At 60.4% G+C, this 18,496-nt stretch carries 18 protein-coding genes; 10 read left to right on the top strand and 8 right to left on the bottom strand.

All coding sequences use genetic code 11. The annotated features are described in order from the left end of the window. The first annotated feature begins 198 nt into the window (after window positions 1–198). Entirely contained in the window at window positions 199–1,257 is a 1,059-nt protein-coding gene (locus PMA3_RS30825; RefSeq protein ID WP_082930341.1) for an RHS repeat-associated core domain-containing protein, read from the top strand. Window positions 1,258–1,314: 57 nt separating this feature from the next. Here the strand turns inward: PMA3_RS30825 and PMA3_RS15585 are convergent, their stop codons facing one another. Beyond that, entirely contained in the window at window positions 1,315–1,935 is a 621-nt protein-coding gene (locus tag PMA3_RS15585) for a TetR/AcrR family transcriptional regulator (protein WP_064678001.1), read from the bottom strand. Window positions 1,936–2,080: 145 nt separating this feature from the next. Here PMA3_RS15585 and copC point away from each other — a divergent pair, with 145 nt between their 5' ends. The 9 genes from copC to PMA3_RS15630 all read left to right on the top strand — a co-directional run bounded on the left by copC (window position 2,081) and on the right by PMA3_RS15630 (window position 10,991). After that, entirely contained in the window at window positions 2,081–2,446 is a 366-nt protein-coding gene (gene copC / locus PMA3_RS15590; protein WP_064678002.1) for a copper homeostasis periplasmic binding protein CopC, read from the top strand. Between the two features lie 3 nt (window positions 2,447–2,449). After that, window positions 2,450–3,307 (top strand): copper homeostasis membrane protein CopD, encoded by an 858-nt coding sequence (gene copD, locus PMA3_RS15595; protein ID WP_064678003.1) that lies wholly within the window; start codon window positions 2,450–2,452, stop codon window positions 3,305–3,307. A gap of 256 nt (window positions 3,308–3,563) precedes the next feature. Beyond that, window positions 3,564–4,859 carry an OprD family porin gene (locus tag PMA3_RS15600; protein WP_064678004.1) on the top strand — a complete coding sequence of 432 codons (1,296 nt, stop codon included), beginning with the start codon at window positions 3,564–3,566 and terminating at the stop codon, window positions 4,857–4,859. Window positions 4,860–5,148: 289 nt separating this feature from the next. Further along, entirely contained in the window at window positions 5,149–5,967 is an 819-nt protein-coding gene (locus tag PMA3_RS15605; protein WP_064678005.1) for an NAD-dependent epimerase/dehydratase family protein, read from the top strand. Between the two features lie 45 nt (window positions 5,968–6,012). Continuing rightward, window positions 6,013–6,906: an SMP-30/gluconolactonase/LRE family protein gene (locus PMA3_RS15610; RefSeq protein WP_064678006.1), complete on the top strand. Its 894-nt coding sequence runs from the start codon at window positions 6,013–6,015 to the stop codon at window positions 6,904–6,906. A 60-nt stretch (window positions 6,907–6,966) separates the two neighbouring features. After that, the gene (locus PMA3_RS15615; protein ID WP_064678007.1) at window positions 6,967–7,938 is read left to right on the top strand and encodes a TRAP transporter substrate-binding protein; all 972 of its coding nucleotides are present in this window, start codon (window positions 6,967–6,969) and stop codon (window positions 7,936–7,938) included. Window positions 7,939–8,016: 78 nt separating this feature from the next. Beyond that, window positions 8,017–8,544, top strand: a complete 528-nt coding sequence (locus PMA3_RS15620; RefSeq protein ID WP_064678008.1) for a TRAP transporter small permease — start codon at window positions 8,017–8,019, stop codon at window positions 8,542–8,544. Further along, window positions 8,545–9,825 carry a TRAP transporter large permease gene (locus PMA3_RS15625; protein ID WP_064678009.1) on the top strand — a complete coding sequence of 427 codons (1,281 nt, stop codon included), beginning with the start codon at window positions 8,545–8,547 and terminating at the stop codon, window positions 9,823–9,825. A gap of 293 nt (window positions 9,826–10,118) precedes the next feature. After that, a complete protein-coding gene (locus tag PMA3_RS15630; RefSeq protein WP_064678010.1) occupies window positions 10,119–10,991 on the top strand; it encodes an aldose 1-epimerase in 873 nt (290 codons plus the stop codon). Here the strand turns inward: PMA3_RS15630 and PMA3_RS15635 are convergent. The 7 genes from PMA3_RS15635 to exaC form a co-directional block, all read right to left on the bottom strand. Beyond that, window positions 10,988–12,715, bottom strand: coding sequence for a PAS domain-containing hybrid sensor histidine kinase/response regulator (locus PMA3_RS15635; protein ID WP_064678011.1), 1,728 nt, complete (start codon window positions 12,713–12,715; stop codon window positions 10,988–10,990). The two genes, PMA3_RS15630 and PMA3_RS15635, sit on opposite strands and share 4 nt — an antisense overlap. Continuing rightward, window positions 12,699–13,862 carry an alcohol dehydrogenase-like regulatory protein ErcA gene (ercA, locus tag PMA3_RS15640; RefSeq protein WP_064678012.1) on the bottom strand — a complete coding sequence of 388 codons (1,164 nt, stop codon included), beginning with the start codon at window positions 13,860–13,862 and terminating at the stop codon, window positions 12,699–12,701. The genes PMA3_RS15635 and ercA overlap by 17 nt, the downstream gene beginning before the upstream one ends. Window positions 13,863–14,094: 232 nt before the next feature. Next, a complete protein-coding gene (gene pqqE / locus PMA3_RS15645) occupies window positions 14,095–15,237 on the bottom strand; it encodes a pyrroloquinoline quinone biosynthesis protein PqqE (protein ID WP_064678013.1) in 1,143 nt (380 codons plus the stop codon). Next, a complete protein-coding gene (gene pqqD, locus PMA3_RS15650) occupies window positions 15,215–15,487 on the bottom strand; it encodes a pyrroloquinoline quinone biosynthesis peptide chaperone PqqD (RefSeq protein ID WP_064678014.1) in 273 nt (90 codons plus the stop codon). The genes pqqE and pqqD overlap by 23 nt, the downstream gene beginning before the upstream one ends. Continuing rightward, window positions 15,484–16,236: a pyrroloquinoline-quinone synthase PqqC gene (gene pqqC, locus PMA3_RS15655; protein WP_064678015.1), complete on the bottom strand. Its 753-nt coding sequence runs from the start codon at window positions 16,234–16,236 to the stop codon at window positions 15,484–15,486. Before pqqC ends, pqqD begins: the two co-directional genes overlap by 4 nt. Before the next feature lie 257 nt (window positions 16,237–16,493). Next, window positions 16,494–16,565 carry a pyrroloquinoline quinone precursor peptide PqqA gene (pqqA, locus tag PMA3_RS30830; RefSeq protein ID WP_003253598.1) on the bottom strand — a complete coding sequence of 24 codons (72 nt, stop codon included), beginning with the start codon at window positions 16,563–16,565 and terminating at the stop codon, window positions 16,494–16,496. Between the two features lie 224 nt (window positions 16,566–16,789). Further along, window positions 16,790–18,310, bottom strand: coding sequence for an acetaldehyde dehydrogenase ExaC (gene exaC / locus PMA3_RS15660; RefSeq protein ID WP_064678016.1), 1,521 nt, complete (start codon window positions 18,308–18,310; stop codon window positions 16,790–16,792). Between the last annotated feature and the right edge of the window lie 186 nt (window positions 18,311–18,496).

Here is an 18,496-nt window from a genome sequence, read left to right on the forward strand (position 1 = left end):
CACAGGATTTGTGTACGACATAAATCCCTGTAGGAGCGAGGCTTGCCCGCGAAGAGGCCAGCAGCCCCACCGAAATCCTCAAGGCTCCAACCCAATCCCCGCCCGACGTCCATCCAACCTATCAGTTCTGCTAGTAGACGACTCGCCCCATATCTCCGAAGCTGACACCCATCCAATTCGCCAGCGAAGGACCGCACCATGTCAACCTCATCCTTGAAGATGCTGTGCCGCTATCAATACGACCCACTGGACCGTCTCACGGGCGTGGGGGTTCTGGAGGGAGCCCGCAACCAGCGCTTTTACCAGGAGGACCATCTGACTACCAAACTGGGAGAGCAGACGCAACGAACCATCTTCCGCCATGAAGCCCAACCGCTGGCGCAGCTACACATCGCAGCCGGCGGCACCGAAACCACACTTCTAGCCACCGACCAAGCCGACTCGCTGCTGCAGGCGGTCCGGGGTACAAACCCGCAACAATTGGCCTACACCGCCTACGGCCATCACCCGGCAGAAAGGGGTCTGAGCCGTTTGCTTGGGTTTAATGGTGAATGCCCCGACTCGATCACTGGGCACTATTTACTGGGCCAGGGCAAGCGGGCTTTTAATCCGGTTTTGATGCGTTTTAACAGTCCGGATGAGTTGAGCCCGTTTGGTGCAGGGGGGATAAATCCATATGCATATTGCGAGGGCGACCCCATCAATTTTTCGGATCCATCCGGAAACGGAAAATTCAAAATAATATTAGATCTGGCTGAACGTACCGCTAGACGTACCAAATTAGCACTTACCAACACCCCACTAAATACAACACACCGCTCCTCCCACTCCATAGCCCGGGCCGCTCGCTCAGCATCAACGTCCAATCCAATTGTTGATACCGCTACTCCGATTGCCTCTCCTATAAAAACTCAAAGATCAAAACTGCCGCCTGAAAAAAAGGCAAAAAGAACAAGAACAGAAGGAAATCCCGCACGAACTAAACACCAACAACAAGCATATGAAAAAGAAAGTAAATTAGCTGCCGACGCACGCAAATATGACGCACGTGAAGATAACCCAAGCAATTATGAAAATACGGAATTGCGAAATAAATTTGACGTACTAAACCAAGAACTAAGTGATATCAGAGCGCGACGGGCTCCATATGAACAGGTCGAGATGGTACGCAAGCGCGCTGGTTATGCTCGAAGAATTGCCAAGCAAAGCGCTATTACAAGTATTGAGAATCAAGCCAAAACAATTAGAAACAAATAGAGCAAAACTAACGTTGCTACAACTTCATACCCAAGCACCATAACTTCGGCGCGCAGACTACGGCTCCAACCCAATCCCCCGCAATATCACACTGGTCACCGTCTGTACCGCCCGCTCGAACTGCATATCCGACAACGGCTGATGATCATTGAGAATATTCACCTGATGATCAAAGTCAGCATAATGTTGAGTCGATGCCCAAATCATATAAAGCAGGCTCGAAGGCTCCACCGGCAAAATGCGTTTGTCCTCCACCCACTGGCGGATTTTCGCTTCTTTCATCTTGGCCCAGTCGTACAGGCTCGCATCCAGTTTCTCACCCAGGGTCGGCGCGCCGTGGATGATTTCGTTGGCCCAGACTTTTGACCCGTAAGGCCGGCTGCGGGAGTGGTTCATCTTGGCGCGGATGTAGCTGCTGAGTACCACCCGTGGGTCGTCGAACATCTCGAAGCACAGGGCGTCCTGTTTCCAGACTTCGAGCAGGTCGAAAAGCACGGCGCTGTACAGCTCGCTCTTGGTGCTGAAGTAGTAATGCAGGTTGGAACGCGGCAGCTGGACCTCGGCGGCGATGTCGGCCATGGCGGTGCTGCCGAAGCCTTTTTCGGCGAAGACCTTTTCGGCTCCCAGCAGAATTTTCTCGACGTTACTGCGGCGGATTTCGATCTTGTGATTGCCCATGAGGGCTCCCTGACACCAGCGTTGCTCAAGACTAGCATCCGCTCTACTTCGGGGCGACAGGGGAAAACGAATCTTCCTACGCCCGGTTTCATGCTCATGCAGGTAAACTGCCCGCCTCTTCGAACCTGCCTCTGAGGTATCCACGATGCTGCTCAAGAACGCCCTGACCACCGCCGCCCTCCTCGGCTCACTGTTCGCCGCCTCATCGGTGTTGGCCCATGCCCATTTGAAAAGCCAGACTCCGGCTGCGGACAGCACGGTGAGCGCACCGGCGGAACTGCGCCTGGTGTTTTCCGAAGGCGTGGAAGCGACCTTTACCAAAGTCAGCATCAGCAAGGACGGCGCCCCAGTCCCGGTGAAAAGCCTGGCCACCGAAGGCAGCGATAAAAAGACCCTGGTCGTGACTCCCGCGGCGCCATTGGCGGCCGGTGCGTACAAAGTCGAGTGGCATGCGGTGTCGGTCGATACCCACAAAAGCGAAGGCGCCTACGGCTTCAAGGTTGGCCAGTAATTCATGATCAGTGCGATGGTGCTGTGCCGTTTCCTGCATTTCACCGTGGTGTTGATGCTGTTTGGGGCCTGGGTATTCAAGCCTTTGCTGTCAGGCCGTGAAACCGCGCTGGATCGACCTCTGGCGCGGGTATGCCAGTGGCTTGCCGGGGTGGCGTTGTTCAGCGGTGTCGGCTGGTTGCTGCTGATCGCTGCCAGCATGGCCGGTAGCTGGGCGGCGGCATTCGATCCGTCGACCCTGGGCCTGGTGTTGGGCAAGACGTTTTTCGGTCAGGTCTGGCGCTGGCATTTGCTGCTCAATCTGCTGTTGCTGGTGTTGCTGCTGACGCCGCTGCGCGACAACCTCCCCTGGCGAATCGTCTTGAGTGGCCTGTTGCTGGCGACATTGGCCCCGGTGGGCCATGGCGCCATGCTTGACGGCAACGAAGGCCGGTTGCTGATCCTTAACCAGATCATCCATCTGATCTGCGTCGGTGCCTGGCTCGGGGGGTTGATGGTGCTGGTGATGATCCTCCTGCGACCGGACACACACGCCGTCAAAGCGATCTTGCAACGCTTCAGCGGTGTCGGTTATGCATTGGTGGCGGGGCTGGTGATCACGGGGCTGATCAATGTGCGGGTCCTGACCGGGCAATTCTGGCCTACGCCACTGCTGTCGGGTTTCGCACTGATTCTGCTGATCAAGGTGGTGCTGGTCGCCGCCATGTCGGGACTGGCGCTGTTCAACCGACTGCGGATCAAGGATTGCGAACAGCGGCAGTCAACCCTGAAAACAAGTGTGATCCTGGAATGGTTGCTGGGGATTGGGGCGGTGGCGGCGGTATCGCTGCTGGGGACCCTGCCGCCAATGATCATGAGCTGAAATACGCCCCCCTGTAGGAGCGAGCTTGCTCGCGAAGAACCTGAGAGTGCCGCCGGGTGTCAGGTTTCCAGCGTTATCGTTGACGTCCATCGCGAGCAAGCTCGCTCCTACAGAGTTCACCGACATACGACCAAAGTCGTTAAGTCATCGTATAACTTCTAATTGACAATCCCCGGAATCCTCGCAAATAATCGCCCTATGTTGTACGACGACGTATGACGACAATAAAAACAAAAAAGTAAACGGGAGCGTCACAGTGAGCAAGCTCGTCCGCAATTCCTCCGTCAGCACCCCTCGTCCTACCTTCGCACGCCGTCATGCCCTGGGCCTCATCAGCTTCAGCAGCCTGGCTTTCGCCCTGCCCCTGACCGCCAACGCCGAGGGCTTCGTCGATGATGCCAAGGCCACGTTGAACTTGCGCAACGCCTATTTCAATCGCAACTTCACCAACCCGGCCAACGCCCAGGGCAAGGCTGAAGAGTGGACGCAAAGTTTCATCCTCGACGCGAAGTCAGGGTTCACCCCGGGGCCAGTCGGTTTTGGCGTAGACGTACTGGGTATGTACTCGCAGAAGCTTGACGGTGGTAAAGGCACCGGCGGCACGCAGTTGTTGCCGATCCATGACGACGGTCGCCCCGCGGACAATTTCGGGCGGCTGGGTGTGGCGCTGAAAGGCAAAATCTCGAAGACTGAAGTAAAGGTTGGCGAATGGATGCCGGTGTTGCCGATCCTGCGCTCCGACGACGGCCGCTCCCTGCCCCAGACCTTCCGCGGTGGCCAGGTGACCTCCACCGAGATCAGCGGCCTGACGCTCTACGGCGGTCAGTTTCGCGCCAACAGCCCGCGCAACGACGCGAGCATGGAAGACATGTTCATGAACGGCAAGGCTGCCTTTACCACCGACCGGTTCAACTTCGGCGGCGGTGAGTACGCGTTCAACGAAAAGCGCACCCAGGTCGGTGTCTGGTACTCGGAACTCAGCGACATCTATCAGCAGCAGTATTTCAACCTGAGCCACAGCCAGCCCATCGGCGACTGGACCCTGGGCGCCAACCTCGGGTACTTCATCGGCAAGGAAGACGGCAGCGCCCTGGCCGGCGACCTCGACAACAAAACCGCATTCGCCCTGCTCTCGGCCAAATACGGCGGCAACACCTTCTACGTCGGCCTGCAAAAGCTCAGCGGCGACGATGTCTGGATGCGGGTCAACGGCACCAGCGGCGGCACCCTGGCCAACGATAGCTTCAACTCGAGCTACGACAACGCCAAGGAAAAATCCTGGCAGCTGCGCCACGACTACAACTTCGTCGCCCTCGGCATTCCGGGCCTGACGATGATGAACCGCTACATCAGCGGCGATAACGTGCACACCGGCGCGATCACCGACGGCAAGGAATGGGGTCGCGAATCGGAACTGGCCTACACCGTGCAGAGCGGCGCGCTGAAGAACCTTAACGTCAAATGGCGCAACGCGACCATCCGCCGGGATTTCAGTACCAACGAATTCGATGAAAACCGGATTTTTATCAGCTATCCGCTTTCGTTGCTTTAAGGCGTTTTTTGGCTGGCAAATACCTCGGTGCAACACACGTCCCCTGTAGGAGCGCAGCTTGCTCGCGGTGGTTTCAAGAGCGCCGTGTATCCAATCAGCGCGCGTCATCGTTAACGTCCATCGCGAGCAAGCTTCGCTCCTACGGGGGTAGGTCTGCCGGAAAAGATAACCCCCCGTCAATTTCACCCAAAGTCGCGTTGACAAAACCCGGGAAGCCTAACGATACTTTGACCAAGTCGTACGACAACCTACAACGCACCCTAACAATAACTGCTGTCCAGGGACTTCCATGACTACTACTCAAACAGCCCCTTTCAATCGCCTGCTGCTAACCGGTGCCGCCGGCGGCCTCGGTAAAGTGCTGCGCGAAACGCTGCGGCCTTATGCCAACGTGATTCGCCTGTCGGACATTGCCGACATCGCCCCGGCCATCGATGACCGGGAAGAAGTCGTCACCTGCGACCTTTCCGACAAACAAGCGGTGCATCGACTGGTCGAAGGCGTGGACGCCATCCTGCACTTCGGCGGCGTGTCGGTAGAGCGCTCGTTCGAAGAAATCCTCGGCGCCAACATCTGCGGCGTGTTCCACATCTACGAAGCGGCGCGCCGGCATGGCGTCAAGCGCGTGATTTTCGCCAGCTCCAACCATGTGATCGGCTTCTACAAGCAGGACCAGGTCATCGACGCACACTCCCCGCGTCGCCCGGACAGTTACTACGGCTTGTCCAAGTCCTACGGCGAAGACATGGCCACGTTCTACTTCGATCGTTATGGCATCGAGACCGTCAGCATCCGCATTGGCTCCTCGTTCCCGGAACCGCAAAACCGCCGGATGATGAGCACCTGGCTGAGCTTCGGCGATCTCACGCAATTGCTCGAGCGTGCGTTGCTCACCCCAGGCGTCGGTCACACCGTGGTGTATGGCATGTCCGATAACAAGGATATCTGGTGGGATAACCGATTCGCGACCGCCCTGGGCTATGCCCCCAAAGACAGCTCCGAAGTGTTCCGCGGCAAGGTCGAAGCCCAGCCGATGCCCGCCGCTGATGATCCTGCGCGTGTCTATCAGGGTGGCGCCTTCTGTGCGGCCGGCCCGTTCGGCGACTGAACCCGCAACGATCCCAACCATAACAGCCCAAGGGAATGAGTCGCCATGCACGCCGAATTGATTGTCGATGCCCGTAACGCGGTGGGTGAAAGCCCGGTCTGGGTCGCCGAGGAAAATGCCCTGTACTGGGTCGATATTCCCGCTGGCGGCCTGCAACGCTGGCGTGCCGACAGCGGTCATGTCGATGCCTGGACCGCCCCGCAAATGCTTGCCTGCATCGCACGTCAAGGCAATGGACGCTGGGTGGCCGGCATGGAAAGCGGCTTCTTTGAGCTGCACCCGCATAACGACGGCAGCCTCGACAGCGAACTGCTGGCCGGCGTGAATCACGCTCGCCCCGACATGCGCCTCAACGACGGTCGTTGCGATCGTCAGGGGCGCTTCTGGGCCGGGAGCATGGTGCTGAACATGGGCGCCAATGCTGCCGAGGGCAGGCTCTATCGCTACAGCGCCGGGCAACCGGGGCCGCTCGAGGCGCAACTCGGCGGGTTCATCGTGCCCAACGGCCTGGGCTTCAGCCCGGATGGCCGCACGATGTACCTGTCGGATTCCCATCCCCTGGTCCAGCAGATCTGGGCCTTCGATTACGACATCGACACCGGCACGCCGTCCAGGCGCCGGCTGTTCGTCGACATGCATCAGTTCCCCGGGCGTCCCGACGGCGCCGCGGTGGATGCCGAAGGCTGCTACTGGATCTGCGCCAACGACGCCGGGCTGATCCATCGTTTCACCCCTGATGGCCGACTGGACCGCTCCCTCGCGGTCCCGGTGAAAAAACCCACCATGTGCGCCTTTGGTGGCAGTCGACTGGACACGCTGTTCGTGACCTCGATCCGCCCCGGTGACGACCGGGACGAACAGTCCCTGGCCGGCGGTGTATTTGCCCTGAATCCCGGGGTGAAAGGTTTGCCGGAACCTGCGTTCAACCCATTGCCGTAACCGCTTGTGCTGCACCGCTGCGCCTTGAAAACAACAATAACAAGACTGGAGACACAACCCATGGACTTCAAACGCACCTTGCTCGCCGCTGCACTCCCCTTCGTTTTCACCCTCAGCAGTACCGCCCACGCGCTGGAAATCAAATTTGCCGACATCCATCCCGCCGGTTACCCGACCGTGGTGGCGGAAGAACAGTTGGGCAAGACTCTGGTGGCCGACAGTAACGGCAAGTTGACGTTCAAGATGTTCGCCGGCGGTGTGCTCGGCTCGGAAAAAGAAGTGGTGGAACAGGCCCAGGTCGGCGCCATCCAGATGGCCCGGGTCAGCCTGGGCATCGTCGGGCCGGTGGTGCCGGACGTGAACGTGTTCAACATGCCGTTTGTATTCCGCGACCAGGCGCACATGCGCAAAGTCATTGACGGTGAAGTCGGCGACGAGATCCTGGCGAAAATCACCGATTCCGAATTCGGCCTGGTCGCCCTGGCCTGGATGGACGGCGGCACGCGCAACATCTACACCAAGAAACCGGTGCGCAGCCTCGCCGACCTCAAGGGCATGAAGATTCGCGTGCAAGGCAACCCGATGTTCATCGAAACCATCAACGCCATGGGCGGCAACGGCATTGCGATGGACACCGGCGAGATCTTCAGTGCGTTGCAGACCGGGGTGATCGACGGTGCGGAAAACAACCCGCCGACCCTGCTCGAACACAACCACTACCAGAACGCCAAGTTCTACAGCTTGACCGGGCACCTGATCCTGCCCGAGCCGATCGTGATGTCGAAAATCACCTGGGACAAACTCACCCCCGAGCAACAAGTGCTGGTGAAGAAAACCGCCAAGGCGGCACAGGCCCAGGAACGCACGTTGTGGGACGCAAAATCCACCAGCAGCGAAGAGAAACTCAAGGCGGCCGGCGTCGAGTTCATCACCGTCGACAAAAAACCTTTCTATGAGGCCACCGCCTCGGTCCGGGAAAAATACGGCGCGCCCTACGCCGATCTGATCAAGCGCATCGAAGCCGTTCAGTAACCCTCCCTGCATTCATGAAAGGCCCGGCGCCGCTGACGTTGGTGTAGGTCAGCGCGCGCCCGGTTACGGTGGAACCCGATGAAGAATCTGCTGCTGCGTATCAACGACAGGATTTACATGACCTGCATCTGGGTCGCGGGGATGTCAGTCCTGGCCATTTCCCTGATCATTCCCTGGGGCGTGTTTGCCCGTTACATCCTCGGCACGGGCTCGAGCTGGCCGGAGCCCACCGCCATCCTGCTGATGATGGTCTTCACCTTCATCGGTGCCGCCGCCAGCTATCGCGCCGGCGCGCACATGGCCGTGGCCATGCTGACGGATCGCATGACGCCGCACCTTCGCAGGACCATGAGCATCGTCTCGCAACTGCTGATGGCAACGATCTGCCTGTTCATGACGGTCTGGGGCACCAAGCTGTGCATCTCCACCTGGAACCAGTTCATGAGCGCCCTGCCCACCCTGCGAGTCGGCATCACTTACATGCCGATCCCCGTCGGCGGTCTGCTGACGCTGATCTTTGTCCTGGAAAAACTCTTGCTCGGTGACCAGAGCAACCGTCGGGTCGTGCGATTCGACCTGGTTGAAGAAAACGAAGGTGCCGCCTGAATGGACGCTCTGATTCTGCTGGGCAGTTTTATCGCTTTGATCCTGATCGGCATGCCGGTCGCCTACGCCCTGGGCCTTTCCGCCCTGATCGGCGCCTGGTGGATCGACATACCGTTCCAGGCCCTGATGATTCAGGTCGCCGGTGGCGTCAACAAATTCTCCCTGCTGGCGATCCCGTTTTTCGTCCTGGCGGGCGCGATCATGGCCGAGGGCGGCATGTCCCGGCGGCTGGTCGCGTTTGCCGGTGTGTTGGTGGGTTTCGTGCGCGGCGGATTATCGCTGGTCAACATCATGGCCTCGACCTTCTTCGGTGCGATCTCCGGTTCCTCGGTGGCGGACACCGCGTCGGTGGGCTCGGTGCTGATTCCAGAGATGGAACGGCGCGGCTATCCCCGGGAATTCGCCACGGCGGTCACCGTCAGCGGCTCGGTGCAAGCGCTGCTGACCCCGCCCAGCCACAACTCGGTACTCTACTCGCTGGCTGCCGGCGGCACGGTGTCCATTGCTTCGTTGTTCATGGCTGGCGTAGTTCCGGGCCTGTTGATGAGCGCGTGCCTGATGGTGCTGTGCCTGATCTTCGCCAAAAAGCGCAACTACCCCAAGGGCGAAGTCATTCCCATGCGGCAGGCGCTGAAGATCTGCGGCGAAGCGATGTGGGGCCTGATGGCCATGGTGATCATCCTCGGCGGCATTCTTTCGGGGATCTTCACCGCGACTGAATCGGCGGCCATTGCGGTGTTGTGGTCGTTCTTCGTCACCATGTTCATCTACCGCGACTACAAGTGGAGCGAGCTGCCAAAGCTGATGCACCGCACGGTACGGACGATTTCGATTGTGATGATCCTGATCGGTTTTGCCGCCAGCTTCGGCTACATCATGACCCTGATGCAGATCCCGTCGAAGATCACCACGATGTTCCTGACGCTGTCGGACAATCGCTATGTGATTCTGATGTGCATCAACGTCATGCTGCTGTTGCTTGGCACGGTGATGGACATGGCGCCGCTGATCCTGATCCTGACACCGATTTTGATGCCGGTGATCCTGGGCATTGGCGTGGACCCGGTGCAGTTCGGCATGATCATGCTGGTGAACCTGGGGATTGGTTTGATCACGCCGCCGGTGGGTGCGGTGCTGTTTGTGGGGTCGGCGGTGGGTAAAGTCAGTATCGAGAAGACCGTGAAGGCGCTGCTGCCGTTCTATGCCGTGCTGTTCCTGGTGCTGATGGCCGTGACCTACATTCCGGCGCTGTCGCTGTGGTTGCCGCATTTGGTGTTGTAGAACGCGGGTCCCGGCCCTGGCAAAAACATTCGCAACTGTAAAACGCAATGCCTGTAGGAGCCAGGCTTGCCGGCGAAGGCGTATTTGAGATCGTCTTCGCCGGCAAGCCTGGCTCCTACAAGCGAAGGCGTATTTGAGATCGTCTTCGCCGGCAAGCCTGGCTCCTACAGACGAAGGCGTATTTGAGATCGTCTTCGCCGGCAAGCCTGGCTCCTACAGGCGAAGGCGTATTTGAGATCGCCTTCGCCGGCAAGCCTGGCTCCTACAGGTACTCATTCATATCGCGGGGCAACATGACGCCAACACTCCTCGAACTCAAAGACGACCTCACCCACCTCACCCTCGCCCCCGAACTCGGCGGCAGCATCGTCAACTGGACAGTGCGCAGCACCGGCCAACCGCTGCTGCGCCACAGCGACGCCCACGCGCTGAACACCGGTCTGCCGGGCAAACTCGGCTGCTTTCCCTTGGCCCCTTGGTCAAACCGTATTTCCGAAGGGGGATTCGACCGCCCCGACGGCTGGCTGGCACTGACGCCCAACAGCCTCACCGATCCCCTGCCGATCCACGGCAGTGCCTGGCAACAGCCGTGGCAGGTGGTGTCGCACACTCAGGATGAAGTGGTCCTGCAACTCGACAGCACCACGCCCTTCACTTATCGCGCCAGGCAACGTTTCCAACTGAGCGAGGGCAAGCTGAGCATCGGTTTGCACGTCACCCACCTGGCCGAACTCGCCGCCTGGCATGGCCTGGGGTTTCATCCCTACTTGCCGCGCACGGCGGGCACTCGACTGCAGGCACGGGCCCGACAAGTCTGGTTATGCGATGGGGTAAAACTACCGACAAAATTGACGTCGGTGCCCGCCGAATGGGATTTCCAGCACCTCAAAGGCTTGCCCGACACCCTGGTCGACAACGGTTTCTGCGAGTGGGACGGTCAGTGCCTGATCCAGCAACCGGACCTCGGTTATGAATTGCAATGCCAGGCCACCGACAGCGATTTCTACCTGCTCTATTGTCCGGTAGATTTGAAATTTTTCTGCATCGAACCGGTGAGTCACCCGGTCAATGCTCATCATCTGCCCGGGCGTCCGGGACTGGTGTTGCTCGAGCAAGGCCAGTCCACCGAGCTGGGGTTCAACCTGCAGTATCGCGAACTCGGCTAGCCCAGTATCTGGCTCAACACCGCGCGCAACTTGCCGGGCTTCACCGGTTTGTTCAGCAGCGGTGCCTCGAGCCTTTGCAAGGCGCTGCGACACTGGTCGGTGCGATCCGCGGTGATGATCACCGCGGGAATCACCAGGCCGAAATGCTGACGCAAATGCCGGACCACCTCACAGCCCACCACCCCGTGATCGAGGTGGTAGTCGGCCAGGATCAGTTCCGGTGCCTGGCCCTCCAAGGCTGTCAGCGCGGAGGCTTCATCAGTGGCGACCACCACGTCGCAGCCCCACTGCCCCAGCAACGCACTCATGCTTTCAAGGATGCTGACTTCGTTGTCCAGCACCAGCAATCGCCGCCCTGGCAGCGGGTTGCCCGCACCCGGCTGGGGCGCGGCTTGACTGATCGGCAACGGGACCTCATGGGAAATCGGCACGTCGATGCTGAACATCGATCCACGCCCCGGCCGCGAATGCACCTGGATCCTGTAGTCGAGAATTTTCGCGATGCGCTCGACAATCGCCAACCCCAGGCCGACACCCTTGCGATCGGCGGCACGGCCGACGTCCAGCTGGTTGAACTCGAGGAAGATCGAATCCAGCCGGTCAGCGGCAATCCCGCGTCCGGTGTCCCAGACTTCCAGGCGCAGCATCGTACCGCGCCGCCGGGCCCCCAGCAGGATGCTGCCCGCGTCGGTGTAACGGCAGGCGTTGCTGAGAAAGTTGCGCAAGATCCGCGTCATCAGCCGCAAGTCGGTATTGATGGCGTAGTCGCCCATGTGCACGCGCAGGTTCAATCCGGCGGCTTCGGCCACCGAGCGGAATTCCGACACCAGCGGACCGAGCAATTCATCAAGGCGGTACAGGGCAATGTCCGGTTTGACCGCGGCCTGATCGAGCCGGGATATGTCGAGCAGATCGGTGAGCAAATCTTCGGCCCCTTCCAGGGCCTGGTGCGTACGCTCCACCAGCACCTGTTCGACCTCGGGCAGTCTGCGCTCACGCAAGGTCGAGATCAGCAAGCGCGCGGCGTTGAGGGGTTGCAGCAGATCATGGCTGGCGGCGGCGAGGTACTTGTCCTTGCTGCGATTGGCGGCCTCGGCCGCGTCCCGGGCATCGCGCAAGGCTTCGGCGATCTGTTTACGCTGGGTGATTTGCTGCTGCAGGTTGCGGTTGGCTTCGAGCAATTCGTCGGTGCGCGCCGTGACCCGCTGCTCCAGTTGGTCATTGAGCTGTTGCAGGCGCTGCTGGGCGAGTTTGCGTTCGGTGATATCGGCGACAAAACCTTCGACCAATTCTTCCTGATCGGGTTTGAGCAGCAGGTTCATCAGCACGTCGAGACGGCTGCCGTCCTTGCGCCGCAATTGGGTTTCGTAACCATTCAGGCTGCCTTGGTGCCTGAGGATTTCGCCAATGTTTTCCAGCTCCCGTGCCCCGCCGACAAACAGGTTGCTGGCCAGGTCCGCCAGCGAGAACAACACCTCCTGCGGATTCTGATAGCCGAGCATCCGCGCCAGTGCCGGGTTGGCGGCGCGCATGCCTTCGAGCAAGCTGGCCTGGAAGATCCCGTGCACCGCGTTTTCGAACAGCCACTTGTAGCGATTACGCTCGGCTTCCAGCTCATCCAGGCGCGCGGCCAGTTCCGGGTAATGACTCTTGCGCGCCGAATGGCTGCCTAACCCGAGCAGTCCTGCCAGCGCCCGTTGTTGCTCGTCAGAGGGCTTCGCCATAGACGACCTCGACATCACGCTGGCTGGACTCGCGCGGGTTGGTGAGAATGCACGGGTCGTGCATGGCGTGCTGCGACAGGAATGGAATATCCGCGGTGCTGACCCCATGCAAGCCGAGGGTTTCATGGAAGCCGATCGCATGCTTGAGGGCGATCAGGTGCTCCACCAGGCGCCCGCAGATCTGCCGGTGATTGAGGCCCCGGCAGTCAATGCCGAAGGTCTCGGCGATCACCTTGAAGCGGTCAGGCGCCGAGTTGTAGTTGAACGCCACCACGTGTTCCACCAGTACCGCGTTGCACAGGCCGTGCGGCAGGTCGAGAAAGCCACCGAGGCTGTGGGACATCGCGTGCACCGCACCGAGAATCGCGTTGGAGAACGCCAGCCCGGCCTGCATGCTGCCGAGCATGATTTTCTCGCGTAGCGCGATGTCGCCGGGATTGGCGATCATCTGCACCAGGTTGCCGTTGATCAGGCGCATGGCTTCCAGCGCATGGGGATCGGTCAAGGGGCCATGACCGGTAGAAACGAAGGCCTCGATGGCATGTACCAGGGCGTCGATACCGGTACAGGCCGACAGGAACGGGTCCATGCTCAGGGTGGTTTCCGGGTCGATCAGCGACACGTCCGGCACCACGGCCTTGCTGACGATGGAGAATTTCATCCGTTCTTGCTGATTGGAAATGATCACGAATTGCGAGACGTCCGCCGAAGTGCCAGCGGTGGTCGGAATCAGGATCAGCGGCGGGCTGGGCACGCGGATGGTGTCCACCCCCTCGAACTCGAGGATGCTGCGCCCATGGGCGACGACGATGCCGATGCCCTTGCCGCAATCCATCGGGCTGCCGCCGCCGACGGCGACGATCACATCGCAGTGGTTCTCCCGGTACAGCTCGGCGCCGAGCATGACTTCTTCGACCCGCGGGTTGGGCGACACGTCGCTGTACAGGAAGTAGTCGATGCCCTGGGCTTGCAGGCTGGCCTCGACATCGGCCACCCATCCGGCGGCAATCACCCCGGGATCGCTGACCACCAGCACCTTGCGGGCACCGAAGGTCTTGGCGCAGTTGCCGACGTTGTGCCGGCAACCGGCACCAAAGATGATTTCAGGTGAAACGAATTTACGCAGCTGGCTGAGACTCTGGCTCATTGGAAAGCCTGTTTTTTATTGTTTTGGAAGGTAAAGCCACACTAACGCATCCGGCGGTGAATGCAATCAGACCAATGGTGTAGCAGGCTGCGGCTACTCAAATCTTGTATCCACCGCAGCCCCCTGTGGGAGCGAGCTTGCTCGCGATAGCGGAGTGTCAGGCAACATCATTACTTCTGGAAGTCCGCTATCGCGAGCAAGTTCGCTCCCACAGGGGATTTGTGTCGCTTGATTATCCGCGATAGATCAGCCTGGAAGCCTTTTCATTGCGCAACGTCAGGTGTTCCATGCCCGACCCCGGCGCATCGGCCTCCTCCCGGGCCTTGAGGATCACCCCATGGTGCGGCGACTTGCTGCACACCGGGTCGGCATTTTCCGCATCGCCGGTCAACATGAACGCCTGGCAGCGGCAACCGCCCAGGTCCTTGTGCTTTTCATCGCAGGAGCGGCACGGCTCCTTCATCCAGTCATCGCCGCGAAAGCGGTTGAACCCAAACGAATCGGTCCAGATGTGCTCGATGCTGTGCTCGCGCACGTTGGGAAACTGCACCGGCAACTGCCGCGCGCTGTGGCAAGGCAGCGCCGTGCCGTCCGGGGTGATGTCGAGAAACAGGTTGGCCCAGCCGTTCATGCAGGTCTTGGGGCGTTCTTCGTAGTAGTCCGGCGTGACGAAAATCAGCTTGCACGGATGACCCTGGGCCTCCAGACGCTCGCGGTACTCGTTGGTGATGCGCTCGGCTCGCTGCAATTGTTCACGGGTCGGCAACAGGCCAACGCGGTTGAGTTCGGCCCAACCGTAGAACTGGCAGGTGGCCAATTCGACGAAATCCGCCTCCAGCTCCAGGCACAGGTCGATGATCTTCGCGATCTCGTCGATGTTGTGTCGATGGGTAACGAAGTTCAGCACCATCGGATAGCCCTGGGCTTTCACCGCCCGGGCCATCGCCAGCTTCTGGGCGAATGCCTTGCGCGAGCCGGCAAGCATGTTGTTCACCGCTTCGTCGGCGGCCTGGAAGCTGATCTGGATATGGTCCAGCCCGGCGACCTTGAAGTCGCGAACTTTCTGCTCGGTCAGGCCGATGCCGGAGGTGATCAGGTTGGTGTAGTAGCCCATGTCCCGGGCCGCCTTGATCAACTCGGCCAGGTCTTGCCGTACCAACGGCTCGCCGCCGGAAAAGCCCAGTTGCGCGGCCCCCATGTCCCGGGCTTCGCGGAACACCCGAATCCATTCTGCGGTGCTCAACTCTTCACCTGCCTGGGCAAAGTCCAGCGGATTGGAGCAATACGGGCATTGCAGCGGGCAACGATAAGTCAGCTCCGCAAGTAGCCACAGCGGCGGCCCGGGCGGCGAGTCATTCGATCCAGAATTGCGCATGGGCCACCTCCAGGAACGCCAGCACGTCCTCGTCGATCCCCGGCACCCCAGGGAAGTTCTCGGACAGCAGATCGATGATCGCCGCCACGCTGCGCCGGCCGTCCAGCAGGTCTAGGATCTGCCCGGCACTGACGTTGAGCTTGATCATGCCTTCAGGGTACAGCAGCACGTGACAGTCCTGACGCGGCTCCCATTGCAGGCGAAACCCTTGGCGCAGGGTCGGAGCCTGATCGCGTTTGATCGGGCTCACAGGGCGATCCCCCGGTGCCAGACTTTCTCCGTCGTCACCGTGTGATACGGCGGACGTTCCAGCTCGTAGGCCATGCTCATGGCGTCGAGCATGCTCCAGAGCACGTCGAGTTTGAACTGCAGAATCTCCAGCATGCGTTGCTGGCCCTCGAAGGTCACGTAATGCGCCAGGGTGATGCGCAACCCGTGCTCGACATCGCGCCGCGCCTGGCTCAGGCGAGTGCGGAAGTAGTCGTAGCCGGCGGCATCGATCCACGGGTAATGGCTCGGCCAGGCGTCGAGTCGGGACTGGTGGATCTGTGGCGCGAACAGTTCGGTCAGGGAACTGCTGGCCGCTTCCTGCCAGCAGGCGCGGCGGGCGAAATTGACGTAGGCGTCCACGGCGAAGCGTACGCCCGGCAGTACCAGCTCTTGCGAGAGGATTTGTTCGCGATCGAGGCCCACGGCTTCGCCCAGGCGTAGCCAGGCTTCGATGCCGCCTTCGCTGCCAGGCTCGCCGTCGTGGTCGAGAATCCGTTGCAGCCATTCCCGGCGTACCTCGCGGTCGGGGCAGTTGGCGAGGATCGCGGCATCCTTGAGCGGGATGTTCACCTGGTAATAGAAACGATTGGCGACCCAACCCTGGATCTGCTCGCGGCTGGCGCGGCCGGCGTACATGGCTTGGTGGAAGGGGTGGTGGATATGGTAGTAGGCGCCTTTGGCGCGCAGGGCCTGCTCGAATTCGGTGGGGGTCAGCGGGGTGTCGGTCATTGCGGTTCTCCAGGGTTCTGCGGTGTCTGACCTGGCCTCTTCGCGGGCAAGCCCGCTCCCACAAGGACCTGTGGTGTACACAAGGATCTGTGGTTGTACACACAACCCCCTGTGGGAGCGGGCTTGCCCGCGATGGGGCCATCAGCTACAGCACAAATGCTCATGCCGTCATAAGCCACCTCTATCCCCCGCCGCTCCAGCTACGCCCGCTCGGCCGAGGCAGGCCCGGCCAACGCCACGGCTGGCCGGGTGGACAATCAGCGGTTGGCGAAATACATCGTCACTTCGAAGCCAATGCGCAGATCGGTAAACGCGGGTTTAGTCCACATGGGTCAATCCTCTTCTTGTGCCGGACGATTCCGGTAAGGCCATTAATGCACGGGGTGCGGGGCGACCGAATGCTACTTTCGAAGGAGGTGGCGGCGTGCGTTGGTAGGGGGTGTAGCGGGGTGTCAGACACGGCCATTCGCGGGCAAGCCTCGCTCCTACAGATCACCTGTACCTGTAGGAGCGAGGCTTGCCCGCGAAAGCCATCACACGGTTTCGTGTCGAATCAAAAGAATCCCAGCGGATTGATGTCATAGCTCACCAGCAGGTTTTTGGTCTGCTGATAATGGTCGAGCATCATCTTGTGATTCTCACGGCCGACACCGGACTTCTTGTAGCCACCGAACGCCGCATGGGCCGGGTACAGGTGATAGCAGTTGGTCCATACGCGACCGGCCTTGATCGCCCGGCCCATGCGGTAGGCGCGGTTGATGTCGCGGGTCCACAGGCCCGCACCGAGGCCGAACTCGCTGTCGTTGGCAATGGCCAAGGCTTCGGCTTCGTCCTTGAAGGTGGTGATACCCACCACCGGGCCGAAGATTTCTTCCTGGAACACGCGCATCTTGTTGTGGCCCTTGAGCAGGGTCGGCTGGATGTAATAACCCGTCGACAAATCCCCCTCAAGATGCTCGGCCGCGCCGCCGGTGAGCAGCTCGGCACCCTCCTCCTGAGCGATCTTAAGGTACGAGAGGATCTTGTCGTACTGCTGCTCGGACGCCTGGGCGCCGACCATGGTTTCAGTGTCCAGCGGGTTGCCGCGCTTGATCTTGACGATCTTCTTCATCACCACTTTCATGAAGTCGTCGTAGATCGACTCCTGCACCAGCGCTCGCGATGGACAGGTGCAGACCTCGCCCTGATTGAAGAATGCCAGCACCAGGCCTTCGGCAGCCTTCTCGATGAACTGCGGCTCGGCTTGCATGATGTCTTCGAAGAAAATGTTCGGCGACTTGCCGCCCAGTTCGACAGTGCTCGGAATGATGTTCTCGGCCGCGCATTTCATGATGTGCGCGCCAATCGGGGTGGAACCGGTGAAGGCGATCTTGGCGATGCGCTTGCTGGTGGCCAGCGCCTCGCCCGCTTCGCGACCGAAACCCTGGACGATGTTCAGCACGCCGGCCGGCAGCAAATCGGCGATCAGCTCGGCAAAGACCATGATCGACAGCGGCGTCTGTTCGGCAGGCTTGAGTACCACGCAGTTGCCGGCGGCCAGGGCCGGCGCGAGTTTCCAGGCGGCCATGAGCAGCGGGAAATTCCACGGGATGATCTGCCCGACCACGCCCAGGGGTTCGTGGAAGTGATAGGCGGTGGTCAGCTCGTTGATCTCGGCGGCGCCGCCTTCCTGGGCGCGAATGCAGCCGGCGAAGTAGCGGAAATGGTCGGCGGCCAGGGGCACGTCAGCGTTCAGGGTTTCGCGCACGGCCTTGCCGTTGTCCCAGGTTTCGGTGACAGCGAGTATCTCCAGGTTCTCCTCGATGCGGTCGGCGATTCTCAGCAGCACCCGCGAGCGGTCCTGCGCCGAGGTCTTGCCCCAGGCATCGGCGGCGGCATGCGCTGCGTCGAGGGCTTTTTCGATGTCGGCGGCGCTGGAACGAGGGAATTCGGCGATCACTTCACCGGTGACCGGCGAAGAGTTGGTGAAGTACTCACCATTGACCGGGGCGACGAACTCGCCGCCGATGAAGTTGCCGTAGCGCGCCTTGAACGTCACGACGGCGCCTGGTGTTCCGGGTTGTGCGTAGATCATGGTGGGCCTCTGTCTGGGTCGATGCCTGTCGGGCAAACAGGCGATGGATCGATAGTAGAGAGCTCCGCGTGCCAGACGAATGCGCCGTTGGCAGGGGGATTCTCGTTATTTGGTAGTAGGAGCAAGCTTGCTAGCGATGGTCGCCAACGATAACGCTGGTGACCTGACACCCCGCGGTGCTCTCAG

The organism is Pseudomonas silesiensis, assembly GCF_001661075.1.
Classification (GTDB): domain Bacteria; phylum Pseudomonadota; class Gammaproteobacteria; order Pseudomonadales; family Pseudomonadaceae; genus Aquipseudomonas; species Aquipseudomonas silesiensis.